Source organism: Herminiimonas aquatilis (assembly GCF_042665175.1).
GTDB classification, from domain to species: Bacteria; Pseudomonadota; Gammaproteobacteria; order Burkholderiales; family Burkholderiaceae_D; genus Oxalicibacterium; species Oxalicibacterium aquatilis.
The window spans coordinates 1,960,229-1,973,552 of sequence record NZ_JBHTCC010000001.1 but is presented as its reverse complement, the minus strand read 5'-3'; the positions used below and the strand labels follow the sequence as shown (position 1 = coordinate 1,973,552).

Here is a 13,324-nt window from a genome sequence, read left to right as displayed (position 1 = left end):
TCAATGTATTAACTAAGCATAGTCAATCGCGCACCGTTTCAATCGCAACAATATTGCTCAGGTTTTAAAACAGATCGGCATCCAGTGCCATCAGATTGGCAGAGCCGGAACGCGCCTGACGAATCAGCATTGCGGTTTCCGGCAGCAGACGGCCGAAGTAGAAACGCGCAGTTCCCAGTTTGGATTTGTAGAAGTTATCGCCGCCATCCTGTTTCGCCAATGCGATCTTTGCCATTTGCGCAAAGAAGTAAGCGTAGATCAAATGCCCGACCACGCGCAGATACGGCACGGCGGCGGCACCGACTTCATCCGGATTCTGGAAGGCCTTCATGCCGATTTCCATCGTCAGCTTTTGCACTTTTTCTGCAAGGTCAGCCAGCGGAGTAATAAATTCCGACATCGCTTCATCGGTACCGTTTTCTTCGATGAAGGCGCGGATTTTTTCACCGAATTTGCGCAGCTTGTTGCCGTTATCCAGCAGGATTTTTCGACCCAGCAAATCCAGCGACTGGATCGTGTTGGTGCCTTCATAAATCATGTTGATGCGTGAGTCACGTACATATTGCTCCATGCCCCATTCGGAGATGAAGCCATGGCCGCCATAAACCTGCATCGCCTCTGATGTAGAGATCCAGCCGTTGTCGGTAAGGAAGGCCTTGATGATAGGCGTCAGCAACGCGACTTCATCGACTGCTTCGGTACGGATCGCCTCATCCGGATGATTGAGTTCCTTATCGATCTGCAGCGCAACGTAGGAGCTGAATGCGCGGCCGCCTTCGGCATACGCTTTTGCTGTCAACAGCATGCGACGCACATCAGGATGCACGATGATGGGGTCGGCCGGCTTGCTTGCTTCTTTCGCGCCAGTCAGGCTACGCATTTGCAAACGATCTTTCGCGTAGATCAAGGCGTTTTGATATGCGACTTCTGTCAAACCCAAGGACTGCATGCCGACGCCAAGGCGCGCAGCATTCATCATCACGAACATCGCGTTCAAACCCTTGTTCGGTTCGCCTATCATCCAGCCGATCGCGCCATCGATATTCATCTGGCAGGTGGCGTTACCGTGGATGCCCATCTTCTCTTCAAGCGCACCGCAGAATATCGGATTGCGTGCGCCGATAGTGCCATCTGCATTCGGCAAGAATTTCGGCACGATGAACAGCGAAATACCTTTGGTCCCGGCTGGCGCATCCGGCAGTCGTGCCAGCACCAGATGCAAAATGTTTTGCGCCATGTCGTGCTCGCCAGCCGAAATGAAAATCTTGCTGCCGGTGATTTTGTAGGAGCCATCAGCTTGCGGCTCGGCCTTCGAACGCAACAAGCCAAGATCAGTGCCGCAATGGGCTTCCGTCAGACACATCGTGCCTGTCCATTCGCCCGAAACCAGCTTCGGCAGATACAGCGCTTTCTGTTCATCCGTGCCATGTTCATGCAGGCATTCATACGCACCATGCGACAGGCCCGGATACATGGTCCATGCCTGATTCGACGCATTCAGCATTTCATAAAACGAGTTTTGCACCACCATAGGCAAACCCTGGCCGCCGTATTCCGGATCGCAAGTCAGCGATGGCCAGCCGGCTGCCACGTATTGTTCATACGCAGCTTTAAAACCTTTTGGTGGAGTGACTTCATGCGTGGTCGTGTCCAGCTTGCAGCCTTCGCGATCACCTGAATGATTGAGTGGGAACAGAACTTCTGAAGTAAACTTTCCGCCTTCTTCCAGCACCTGATTGATGATGTCGGCATCGATGTCGGCATGCTTAGGTAATTGTTTCAATTCATCTGCAACATGCAGCAGTTCGTGCAGTACAAATTGCATATCGCGCAAAGGCGCAACGTATTGACCCATGAATGTCTCCTGGAAGCTATTTTGGTTTAAACGCTATTGAATACTATCATCTGAAATCGATTACTGATTCGTCTTGTCGAGCAGACGTCGATCACGTTTGGTTGGTCGTCCCTTGAGCGTCAATCCAGGCTCCTTGAAGAATTTTCTTTTCTCCGCTTCCTGTTGTCGCTTGATGATGCTCTGTTCTGTTTCCGTATAAAGCTTCTGCGCCATTTCTGCCGAACCGCGTACGTCCGACAATGCCTGGACTGTCACTTCCCATTCAGTCGCGCCATTATCGATTTGCAGGACCTCGCCTACCTTGACATTGCGTGCGGGCTTGATGCGATCGCGATCCAGCTTCACCTTGCCGTTATCGACAGCGTCGCTTGCCAGCGTTCTGGTTTTAAAAAACCGCGCTGCCCACAACCATTTGTCGATACGTACGTTTTCTGCAGCCATATTTACAAACCGTTATGCGATTTCAGAAACACCATTGTAACGACGGCGACATTGGAACGCTTCTGCACATTTTGAGATGACAAAAAGCTGGCCGTCGAATTGTGAACTTATGCAAATAAGACTAGAAAAGAAAGGGCAAGTACTCTCGCTTTGTTAAAAAGATGTTATTTTGCTTGCGACGCAGAAAGAATAACAAACGAGCAACAAAATGTTGCCATACATCAATAGATTAAAGGAAATTCGTCGTGGCATCGCCTCCATCCAGCCTTGCGCCCTCACATTTGGTCACGCCGGATTTTTCACTGGATAGCATTCCGCCGCGCCCTGCGTTGCTGATGGCATTGCAACACGAAATCCAAAAAGATAACCCCAATACCAAGCGCTTTGCCGACCTGGTTCGACGCGACGTCGCCATGACAGGCACGCTGCTGCAACTTGCCAATTCGGCCTACTTCAATCCCGGCCGTCGTATTGCCACGGTAGAAGACGCGATCGTGCTGTTGGGGCTGAATCAATGCAACGCCATCATGTCGGGGCTGATCCTGCGCAAATCGCTTCACTTCGGCAACAAGATGATGGCAAGGTTTTGGGACGGCTCGGAAAAACGCGCGATAGGCATTAGCATGCTGGCAAAAAGAACGCGCATACTTTCGCCGGAAATCGCCTATACCTTCGGCCTCTTTTGCGATGCCGGCATTCCATTGCTGAAAGGCGCGTTTCCGTCATATCTAGAAACACTATTGCATGCCAATCTGAAAGCATCGGACGAATTTTTGCAGGTCGAAAACGACAGGCATGGTGTCAATCACACGATAGTCGGTGCGCTGCTGGCGGAGCGTTGGTCGCTGGGGCCTGAAATCGTACTGGCAATCCGCATGCATCATTCGCATCAGGTGCTGTTCGACAAAGCCTATACGCCGGTGGTACGCACATTGATCGCACTCAACTACGTCGTGGAAAAAGCGATTCAGGAATATCGTGGCCAGGCTGGTTCGCTGGAATGGGTGGCGGCCGGCTTGTACGCGTCAAAGGCCTTGCGTATCTCGCACCGCGAAGTCGAGAACTTATGTGAATCGCTGATCCAGAGATTTCGCGCTTACTAAACGCTGCCCGCAGGTCGCGCCATACAATTCGTGGATACCAGACGCCAGGACCTTACACTCACACTCGCTACTCGGCCGACTTGCCCCAGGTGATCAGTCGCAACAGGTTTTTATAAATCAGATAAGCGAAACGATAGAACGCCTTTTTGTACCAGGGAATCTGGTCGAACTCAGACAAGTCCATCACGACGCCATCGGCTACGCCACGTTCGATATGCGCGCGCAACTGTTTTGCAAAATCAACATCAATCACAACCACGTTGGCTTCCTGATTCACGAACAGACTGAAGCCATCGTAATTGCTGGAGCCCACCGTAGACCATCTATCGTCGACCACTGCGACCTTGCCATGCAATTGCGTTTTTCTATACTCGACGATCTTTACGCCGCATTTCAGCAATTCTGGATAATACGCGCGCGCAATCACATCCTGAAACTGGTAATGCCCTACACCCAGCAACAAGGTCACCTTTACGCCGCGCGAGGCAGCCGACGACAATCCTTTGCGCAGTTTGCGGCCCGGAGCGAAATAAGGATTAGCCAGCAATACCGATTCGCGCGCACCACCCAATGCCTTTAAATATGCATTCTGTATCGTGCGGCGATTGCGTAAATTATCGCGCACCACCATGCCGGCCACTATCGGTACGCGAGCCTCGGTCGGCTGGCGTGCACGCTGCTCCTTGAAAGTAGCCCAGCGCGTGCGCAGGCTGATATGACCCAGGCGCACCCAGTTCAATGCCATTTCCCAATGGATGGTTGCCACTAATGGACCGACAATACGTACGCCAAAATCCCAGCGCGGTGCGGGAAGAACGATACTTGCATCATCGTCGTCGTGCATATCATCGACGATGTTGACGCCGCCAAGAAATGCCACCGAGCGATCCACTACACATAATTTTCTATGCATGCGGGCGATGCCGCGCCTGAACCAAGGGTTGAAGCTGCGATGATCGACACCCATTTCCTGGAACTCGCGCTGCAATGTGCCCGATGCGAGATTGCCAGTGCCTATCCAGTCTGTGATCACATTGACGATGACGCCACGCGCGGCAGCGCGCGCCAGGCCAGCCTTGATGGCTTGCGCCGCTTCATCGGCTGCGAAGATATACGTTTCGAGATAAATTTCCGATTGCGCCGCGTCAAATGCCTCGATCATGGCGGGGAAATATTCCGCACCGCCATGCAGGAGCTGGATATCGTTTTGACCGATAAAGCTGACGGGGCGCATAAGTGTGGGCTACCTTGCGAGAAAGGATAATGGGTATAGATGCGACTTGATCTGGTGCGACTTGATACTGACCGATTTTTCGGAGCGCACAAAGCACATGCGCCCGCTTTCTAATGATGTCTGTTCAGCCGTCGGTTATTTCAGCTGCAAATTCGCGACAATAGGCGCATGGTCAGATAATTTTGCCCACATTGCACCGTGCAGAACCTCAGCCGATTCTACTTTGAATCCGCGCACATAAATTCTGTCCAGCTGCAGGAAAGGCATCGCCGCCGGGAAAGTGCGTGCCGGCTGAATCTTGGTGCCGCGTCCACTCAACTGACGGAGGTAAGTACCAAAGCCGCGCCGCGAAAGATTTGCATCAAATACCTCAGTGACATCCAGCCTGGCGCGTAACTCCTCGCTCAAGTGATTGCCCCAATCGTTAAAGTCGCCGGCAATAATCACAGGTGCATCGGCCGGAGCAGATTCGGATACCGCTTCGATCAAGGCCTCGGTCTGGCGCTTTCTGCTGCCGGCAAACAAACCCAGATGAATCACGAAACAATGTACCTCTGCTTCCGGCGCCTGCACCACGCAATGCAGAATGCCGCGCGCCTCGTACTTGTGATCCGAAATATTCTGATTACGAGATGACAGAATAGGATGGCAGCTCAACAAGGCATTGCCATGATGGCCGTGATCATAGATGGCATTCATGCCATACGCGCAATGATGCGAGTCGCCTGCCAGAAAATCCTGCTGCGACAACTCCGGCCAGTCGGTTGCATGTTTAAGCGCATGCAAATCGTGACGCCCCTGCACTTCTTGCAGGAACAGCACGTCGGACTGCATCGCATTGATGGCTTGTTTTAATGCGTGTATGCGTGGTCGGGCTCCAAATGAAGATACGCCCTTGTGAATGTTGTAAGTCGTGATACGCAGTTTCATGCAGTCTATGCCTGACGAATTAAATTGAATCGATGATCGAGTAAATCTGTTTCAGAGTATTCAATTGCAAATATTTGTATCCCGGTCAATGGCAGAAAGTCGCTTATCCCGCCCTATCGACGTACTTCGGCAACAGTAAAATTGCTTCGGCATTCGAGGCAGAAAAACATTTATCCGCAGCTTCGCGATACGGCAGCCACACAAAGTTCAAATGCTCGCGCGGGGCCAGCACAACCGGAATGTCGCGTGGCACCCGCAACCCGAATACATGTTCGGTATTGCGTGTCACATCCGGGCCATAACGGTGCTGCCATACCGGATAGATGTCATAGACATTGGAAAGTTGCCAATCCTTGAGATTTTCCAGCGGAACATGGGCGCTTATTGTGACCAATCCTGCAACCTGCTCTTGTTCAAAAGGCAAATTTCGCACCGCAATCCCGGTTTCTTCCTCAACTTCGCGTACCGCCGTTTCCAGGAAAAGCTCGTCCACACTATCCTTGGAACCGGTCACAGACTGCCAGAAGCCAGGCCTGTCGGCACGCTCTATCAACAGCACTTCCAGCTGAGCGGTATGAATTACCACTAAAACAGACTCAGGAATTTTGTAAGGCCGGCTCATACCAATCGTGTCTTTCAAAGTGCGAATTACTCAAGCATTGGAGCGAAAAAAAGGCGCGGAATTCCGCGCCTTTTTATTATGCCGTAAAAAGCAATGTCCCCAAGGAACTTAGCCTTTTACTGCAGGTTCCACATTGCGCAAACGAATATGCAATTCGCGCAATTGCTTTTCATCGACTTCCGAAGGCGCTTGTGTCAACAGGCATTGCGCACGCTGGGTTTTAGGGAAAGCGATCACGTCGCGTATCGATTCAGCACCGGTCATCATGGTGACAATGCGGTCGAGGCCGAATGCCAAGCCACCATGCGGTGGCGCGCCGTATTGCAATGCGTCCAGCAGGAAGCCGAACTTCAGTTGCGCTTCTTCTGCACCAATCTTCAATGCGCGGAACACCTTGCTTTGTACATCGGCACGGTGGATACGGACTGAACCGCCGCCCAGTTCCCAGCCGTTCAAGACCATATCGTAGGCTTTGGACAGGCATTTGCCCGGATCGGTTTCCATCAAGTCTTCGTGACCGTCTTTCGGAGCGGTGAATGGATGATGGGTTGCCGACCAGCGCTGATTGTCTTCGTCGAATTCGAACATAGGGAAATCGACTACCCACAATGGACGCCATTCGTCGTCGAACAAACCGTTTTTCTTGCCGAAATCGCTGTGACCGACTTTGACGCGCAGCGCGCCGATCGCATCATTCACAACCTTGGCCTTATCGGCACCGAAGAAAATCAGGTCGCCATCTTGTGCGCCGGTTGCTTCGATGATTTTTGCCAGCGCTTCGTCGTGGATATTTTTCACGATAGGCGACTGCAGACCATCGCGGCCCTTGGCTTTTTCATTGACCTTGATGTACGCCAGACCTTTGGCACCGTAGATCGCGACGAACTGCGTATATGCATCGATCTCGGAACGTGGCATCGCGCCGCCGCCTGGAACGCGCAAGCCGACTACGCGTCCGTTTTCCATATTCGCTGCGCCGGAGAATACCTTGAATTCGACATCCTTCATGATCGCGGTCAGATCGGTGAATTCGAGCTTGACGCGCATGTCCGGCTTGTCCGAACCATACATACCCATCGCGGTGGCGTAATCCATGACTGGGAATGGGTTAGGCAGATCAACGTTCAGACAATTTTTGAAGACCAGGCGAATCATGCCTTCGAACATATCGCGGATTTCCTGCTCGTTCATGAACGAAGTTTCGCAATCGATTTGCGTAAATTCAGGCTGACGATCAGCACGCAAATCTTCATCACGGAAGCATTTGACGATCTGGTAATAGCGATCGAAGTTGGCAACCATCAGCAATTGCTTGAACAATTGCGGCGATTGCGGCAACGCGAAGAAGTGGCCGGCGTTGACACGGGAAGGCACCAGATAATCGCGTGCGCCTTCTGGCGTCGACTTGGTCAGCATCGGTGTTTCGATATCGATGAACCCTTGCGCATCGAGGAACTTGCGCACTTCCATCGTGACCTTGTAACGCAGACGCAGATTGTTTTGCATTTGCGGACGGCGCAGATCCAGCACGCGATGGGTCAGGCGTGTGGTTTCCGACAGATTGTCATCGTCCAGCTGGAACGGTGGCGTCACCGATGGGTTCAACACTTCCAGTTCATGTGCCAATACTTCGATCTTGCCCGAAGTCAGATTGCTGTTGCTGGTGCCGTCAGGACGGTGACGTACGACACCGGTGATGCGCAGGCAGAATTCGTTACGCACAGCTTCCGCTGCCTTGAACACATCGACGCGATCCGGATCGCACACCACTTGCACCAGACCTTCGCGATCGCGCAGATCGATGAAAATCACGCCGCCATGATCACGACGACGATGGACCCAGCCGCACAGGCTGACGGTTTGGTCGAGCAGCGTTTCGGAAGTAAGACCACAGTATTGGGTTCGCATAGACATATTCAATTTCCAGTTTCAGGTTTCTTGTTTTCAATCACAGAAATACGCGATTGCTCATTGCTAAACTTCGTCCGAGTGCACCTTGTTCGGATCGATGATGTGTGTTTTATCGAAATATTCAGGTGTAACGACGCCCATGGATACGATGTATTTCAAAGCCTCATCGACATTCATGTCGAGTTCTATCGTGTCCGCACGCGGCACCATCAGAAAGAATCCCGAAGTCGGATTAGGTGTAGTCGGCACATAGACGCTGACATAGTCGCCGGTCAAATGATTGCGTACATCGCCGCCCGGCGCGCCGGTCATGAAAGCAATCGTCCACGAACCCTGACGCGGATACTGCACCAACAGTGCCTTGCGGAAGGCATTGCCGGATGAAGAGAACAAGGTGTCCGACACTTGCTTGACGCTAGAGTAAATTGTGTTGAATACCGGGATGCGCTTTAACACCGATTCCCACAAAGCGACCACACGATTGCCGATAAAGTTGCGTGTGGCGAGACCGGTCAGGAAAATGATCAGCAGCGTCAGTATCGTCCCGAGTCCGGGAATCGCAAAACCGAACAGTGCCTCCGGCCGCCAGCGCGCCGGCAGCAGGAGCAGTGACTGATCCATCGTGCCGACGATCAGGTTCAACACCCACAAGGTGATCGCAAGCGGAACGAGGATCAGCAAACCGGTAATGAAATATTTACGCATGATGATTTACCGTAAAAAAATCGGCCGGACTGTTCCGGCACGATGCAATGTCATGAATCGGATTTGGTAGTCGCAGTAGTCGCAGCAGCCGATGTTGCCGACGCGACTGCAGGTGCCGGCGTGGCGCTGGCTGCCGAAGCGGCGGTATCGGATTTGGCAGCAGGCGCATCGCTGCCGGCCGTGCTGGCAACTGCAGGTGCTGTCGTGCCACCCTGACCGCCCCGAAAGTCAGTGACATACCAACCAGTGCCCTTGAGCTGAAAACCGGCGGCGGTTAACTGTTTCTTGAACGTGGCCTTGCCGCATTGCGGACACTCGGTCAGGACTGGATCGGACATCTTTTGCAACGCATCTTTGGCAAAACCACAGGCTTCACAACGGTACGCATAAATCGGCATGACAAATTCCCGCGAAAATCTTACAAAACCCTGAATTATAAAGGTTTTCAGCCCCGATTTACTGCGGATTTGCGCGAGGTGTCCTGCCGCCGGGCGGAAAACACCTGCTTGATGGCAGCGACCCAGCTGCCGCCAGCCAGATAACGGGCATCCCTTGCAAAGGCGACATCACAATACGCGTCTTCGCAAGTAATAAAGGGGCCTTATTTGGCGCGAATTTCGGTCCAGATGCGATTCAGTGCGCGGCGTTGCTTGCTGTTCAAGTCTTTCAGCATTTCCAGTTTGGCGGCATTTGCCGCATCGGGGAAGATCGCCGGGTTCTTTGAAATTTCAGGCTTGATGTAAGCAAGCGCAGCACTGTTCGGATTGCCGGTACCTATCATATTGGTCAGTTCGGCAGAATTTTTGCCGTCCAGCACGAGATTGATGAACTGATGCGCCAGATCCGCACGCGGCGCATCTTTTGGTATCACCAGACTATCGAGCGACATCGCTGCGCCCTCTTTCGGCAAGGCGTGACGTATGCGGAACTTGCGGCCGGCTTTTTGCGCATCGATATCGGCCTGGTAAATATCGCTGGAATAACCATGCACCAGCCAGATATCGCCTACCGTCAAGCCCTTGATATAGCTGGTACCGTTGAACGCGGCCCAGTAAGGTTTGGCTTTCAGGATGACGTTCTTGGCTTCCTGCCAGTGTTTTTCATCGGTGTCGTTGACCGAGTAACCCAGATACTTCAATGCCGCCGCCATCAACTCATTGGCAGAATCCAGCACAGTCACCTTACCCTTGATCTTGGCCAGAATCGCCGGATCGAAAATCGCGGCCCAGCTATCGACCGGCACGCCCAGCTCTTTCATCTTTTGCTCGTTGTAACCCAGCAGCGTGATCGTATATGCATACGGCACCGAGTACACATTGCCCTTGTCGAAATCGGTGGTCAGGTATTGAGGATTCAGGTTCTTGAAGTTACTCAACTTGCTCTTGTCGATAGGCTGCAAGGCGTTTTGCTTGATCAGCGATTGCAAGGCGTTCCCGGTCGGCACGATCAGGTCGTAGCCTTTGGCGCCGGCAGCCAGCTTGGCCAGCATTTCCTCGTTGTCGCCGTAGTAGCTTTGTACCAGCTGACATTTGCATGCCGCCTCGAAGCGCTGCACGGTTTCTGCCGCGAGATAATTGTTCCAGTTATACAGATGCAACTTGTTTTGTGCCTGCGCTGAGGTGGCGGTGGAAACGGCGAGCAACATCAGCGAGGCAATAGCGAATAATTTTTTCATGGCGAGTCCAGAGAAAAGAATCAGGAACGTAAGGCGTTAGGTGACAATTTGGAAGCGATCACAATCAGAAGCAAAGTCAATGCCATCAGCAGCGTGGAAACGGCATTCACTTCCGGCGTAACCGCAATCTTGAGCATTGAATAAATCTGCAGCGGCAAGGTTTGCGTATTCGCACCGGCAGTAAAGAAGGTAATCACGAAATCATCAATCGACAGCGTAAACGCCATCAGCGCGCCCGCCACCACGCCCGGCATGATCAAAGGCAAGGTTACGCGCCGGAATGCCTGCCACGGCGTTGCACCACAATCGCGCGCCGCCTCGGTCAAGCTTTCATCCATGCCGCTCAACCGTGAACGTACCACAATCGCGACGAAGCCCAGACTGAAAGCAATATGCGCCAGCGTCACCGACAGCATGCCCAAAGTCAGATTCAGCATCACGAAGAAAATCAGCAGCGACACGCCGACCAGAATTTCAGGAATCGCAATCGGCGTCAGCACCAGTATCTGCAGCGCACGGATTTTGTATCTATGCAACGCAAAACCGGCCATCGTTCCCAGCACCGTTGATACTGCACTCGACACCAGCGCGATGATCAGCGAATTGCCGGCGGCGCGCAGCATTTCTTCATTGGCGAACAACTTGCGATACCAGTCCAGCGTAAAGCCCACCCACTCTGCACTCAGGCGCGAATCATTGAATGAATACACGACCACGATCATCAGCGGTATATATAAAAATGCATAGACCAGCACCGCTGCCAGCGTCAGTCCGATCGAGAGGCGCTTGTTTCCAGACCTAGCCATGCGCCCTCCTGCGCGGTCTTGCCAGCAAGGCCGCCAAACCGGCTGCCGCCAGCGCTGCTACCGTCAGCATGATGGACAACACGCTGCCAAACGGCCAGTCGCGCGAATCGAGGAATTGCTGCTTGATAACGTTGCCTATCATGATGCCGCCGGTGCCACCGAGCAGATCCGACACCGCAAAAATCCCCAGCGCCGGGATGAAAACCAAGGCTGCGCCCGCATACACGCCGGGCAGCGACAGCGGAAATGTCACGCGCCAGAAGCGCTGCCATGCATTCGCGCCCAAATCCTGTGCGGCATCGAGCAAGGCTGGATCGTGTTTTTCCAGATTGGCATACAGCGGCAACACCATGAACGGCAGATGCACATAGACGAGGCCGACGATCACTGCAAAGGCGCTGTAGAGCAAGGTCACCGGTTCGAAACCGAACACGCCCAGCACCGCATTCACGCCACGCGTTAATGCCGATTGCGGCCCCAGAATGATGATCCACGCATAAATGCGTATCAGAAAATTGCTCCAGAACGGCAGGATCACCAGCAGCACCAGCAGGCTGCGCCACTTCTGCGGACTACGTGCGATCAACAGCGCCAGCGGATATGCCATCAACAAGCAAACCAGAGTCGTAATGACGGCGAACAAAAACGACTTCAGGAAAATCGCTGTGTAGACGAAATCGGAGAAAAACGGCGCGAAGCTTTCCAGCGTCAGATCCAGCGCACCGCTCTCATCGAACAAGGGAGCCAAGCCGCCGTAATCGCCGGGATAACGAAATGCCGCAAACGCCATGATCAGCGTCGGCACTGCGAAGAAGAAAATCAGATACAGCAGCGGCGGCCCGCTAATCAGCCAGCGCGCCACGGATTGCTTGCCGCCAGCCGGAGTATTCACCGCTTTTTGCACAACATTAGCCATGAACAGTGTCAGCCAGGAAATGACCGGCATCGACGCGCCATGCAACATCGACAGTGTCGCCGACTTCATAGAAGCGCGGCCTGCCGATGGCGGAATTGGCGAGCAGCGTTTCTATGCGCACGCCGCCCTCGGTCTCTACGATATAGACAGTCACGCCGCCCATGTAGAGCAATTCCTTGACGTAGCCGTCGAAGTGATTTTCATCAGGCACGCCGCTCACGATCTCGGCGCTGACCTGGATTTTTTCCGGCCGCAAGGCGATCGTACCCTTGCTGCCGACCGCTACGCCAGCCACCGTTAACGCCTTCACCGCGCCCATGCCCGGTACATCCAGCGACATCATGTCGCCGGCGATATCTGTCACGGTGCCGTCGAACAGATTGCAGGTACCAATAAAGTCTGCGACAAACCGGCTGCGTGGATAACTGTAGATACGCGTAGGCTCATCGAGCTGCTCGACCTGCCCCTTGTTCATCACGGCGATGCGGTGCGACAGCGCCAGCGCCTCGGCCTGATCGTGCGTGACGTAGATAAAGGTAATGCCGACTTCCTTCTGCAGATTGATCAACTCGATCTGCATCTGCTCGCGCAATTGCGCATCCAGTGCCGACAGCGGCTCATCCAGCAGCAATAATTTGGGACGCGTCACCAAAGCGCGTGCGATCGATACGCGTTGCCGCTGACCGCCGGACAATTCATGCGGATAGCGCGCGGCAAAACCGGTGAGGCGCACATCTTCCAGCGCTTCATCGACTTTTTGCTTGATCTCGGATTTCGGTGTGTTCGCCATTTCCAAAGGAAACGCGATATTGCCTGCCACCGTCATATGCGGGAACAGAGCGTAATTCTGGAATACGGTACGCACCGCGCGCTGCTCGGGCGGCACCCCGGTCAGGTCCACGCCATCAAGCAGGATTTGTCCCGCGTCTGGTTCGTCGAAGCCGGCAATCATGCGCAGCAGTGTCGTCTTGCCGCAGCCCGACGGACCCAGCAACGTAAAGAACTCGCCAGCCTCAATCGAAAGACTGATGTTGTCGACTACGGTGTTATCGCCGAAACGGCGAGTGAGATTGCGAATTTCGAGAAGCGCCATCTTGTCCTGGGCCGGGCTGCAAGGGGTTACAGG

At 53.5% G+C, this 13,324-nt stretch carries 13 protein-coding genes; 1 reads left to right on the top strand and 12 read right to left on the bottom strand.

The window, feature by feature from the left end; all coding sequences use genetic code 11:
* Positions 1-64: 64 nt before the first annotated feature.
* Positions 65-1,855, bottom strand: coding sequence for an acyl-CoA dehydrogenase C-terminal domain-containing protein (locus tag ACFQO0_RS09265; RefSeq protein WP_382233910.1), 1,791 nt, complete (start codon positions 1,853-1,855; stop codon positions 65-67).
* Between the two features lie 60 nt (positions 1,856-1,915).
* Positions 1,916-2,296: an RNA-binding S4 domain-containing protein gene (locus ACFQO0_RS09260; RefSeq protein WP_382233908.1), complete on the bottom strand. Its 381-nt coding sequence runs from the start codon at positions 2,294-2,296 to the stop codon at positions 1,916-1,918.
* Between the two features lie 245 nt (positions 2,297-2,541).
* Here ACFQO0_RS09260 and ACFQO0_RS09255 point away from each other — a divergent pair, with 245 nt between their 5' ends.
* The gene (locus tag ACFQO0_RS09255; RefSeq protein ID WP_382233906.1) at positions 2,542-3,399 is read left to right on the top strand and encodes an HDOD domain-containing protein; all 858 of its coding nucleotides are present in this window, start codon (positions 2,542-2,544) and stop codon (positions 3,397-3,399) included.
* A 67-nt stretch (positions 3,400-3,466) separates the two neighbouring features.
* Here ACFQO0_RS09255 and ACFQO0_RS09250 read toward each other — a convergent pair whose 3' ends face one another.
* From ACFQO0_RS09250 to ACFQO0_RS09205, 10 genes are all read right to left on the bottom strand, one after another.
* The gene (locus ACFQO0_RS09250) at positions 3,467-4,633 is read right to left on the bottom strand and encodes a phospholipase D-like domain-containing protein (protein ID WP_382233904.1); all 1,167 of its coding nucleotides are present in this window, start codon (positions 4,631-4,633) and stop codon (positions 3,467-3,469) included.
* Positions 4,634-4,768: 135 nt separating this feature from the next.
* Positions 4,769-5,563: an endonuclease/exonuclease/phosphatase family protein gene (locus tag ACFQO0_RS09245; protein ID WP_382233902.1), complete on the bottom strand. Its 795-nt coding sequence runs from the start codon at positions 5,561-5,563 to the stop codon at positions 4,769-4,771.
* Positions 5,564-5,666: 103 nt separating this feature from the next.
* On the bottom strand, positions 5,667-6,185 hold the full coding sequence (gene nudB / locus ACFQO0_RS09240; protein ID WP_382233900.1) for a dihydroneopterin triphosphate diphosphatase: 519 nt from the start codon (positions 6,183-6,185) through the stop codon (positions 5,667-5,669).
* Between the two features lie 108 nt (positions 6,186-6,293).
* Positions 6,294-8,099 (bottom strand): aspartate--tRNA ligase, encoded by a 1,806-nt coding sequence (aspS, locus tag ACFQO0_RS09235; protein ID WP_382233898.1) that lies wholly within the window; start codon positions 8,097-8,099, stop codon positions 6,294-6,296.
* Positions 8,100-8,159: 60 nt separating this feature from the next.
* Positions 8,160-8,801: a DUF502 domain-containing protein gene (locus ACFQO0_RS09230; RefSeq protein ID WP_382233896.1), complete on the bottom strand. Its 642-nt coding sequence runs from the start codon at positions 8,799-8,801 to the stop codon at positions 8,160-8,162.
* 50 nt (positions 8,802-8,851) lie between these two features.
* Positions 8,852-9,199: an FmdB family zinc ribbon protein gene (locus ACFQO0_RS09225; protein ID WP_382233894.1), complete on the bottom strand. Its 348-nt coding sequence runs from the start codon at positions 9,197-9,199 to the stop codon at positions 8,852-8,854.
* 203 nt (positions 9,200-9,402) lie between these two features.
* Complete coding sequence (locus tag ACFQO0_RS09220; RefSeq protein WP_382233892.1) at positions 9,403-10,476, bottom strand: ABC transporter substrate-binding protein; 1,074 nt, start codon at positions 10,474-10,476, stop codon at positions 9,403-9,405.
* Positions 10,477-10,496: 20 nt separating this feature from the next.
* Positions 10,497-11,282 carry an ABC transporter permease gene (locus ACFQO0_RS09215; RefSeq protein WP_382233890.1) on the bottom strand — a complete coding sequence of 262 codons (786 nt, stop codon included), beginning with the start codon at positions 11,280-11,282 and terminating at the stop codon, positions 10,497-10,499.
* Positions 11,275-12,228, bottom strand: a complete 954-nt coding sequence (locus ACFQO0_RS09210; RefSeq protein ID WP_382233888.1) for an ABC transporter permease — start codon at positions 12,226-12,228, stop codon at positions 11,275-11,277. Before ACFQO0_RS09210 ends, ACFQO0_RS09215 begins: the two co-directional genes overlap by 8 nt.
* Positions 12,191-13,291 carry an ABC transporter ATP-binding protein gene (locus ACFQO0_RS09205; protein WP_382233886.1) on the bottom strand — a complete coding sequence of 367 codons (1,101 nt, stop codon included), beginning with the start codon at positions 13,289-13,291 and terminating at the stop codon, positions 12,191-12,193. Before ACFQO0_RS09205 ends, ACFQO0_RS09210 begins: the two co-directional genes overlap by 38 nt.
* Between the last annotated feature and the right edge of the window lie 33 nt (positions 13,292-13,324).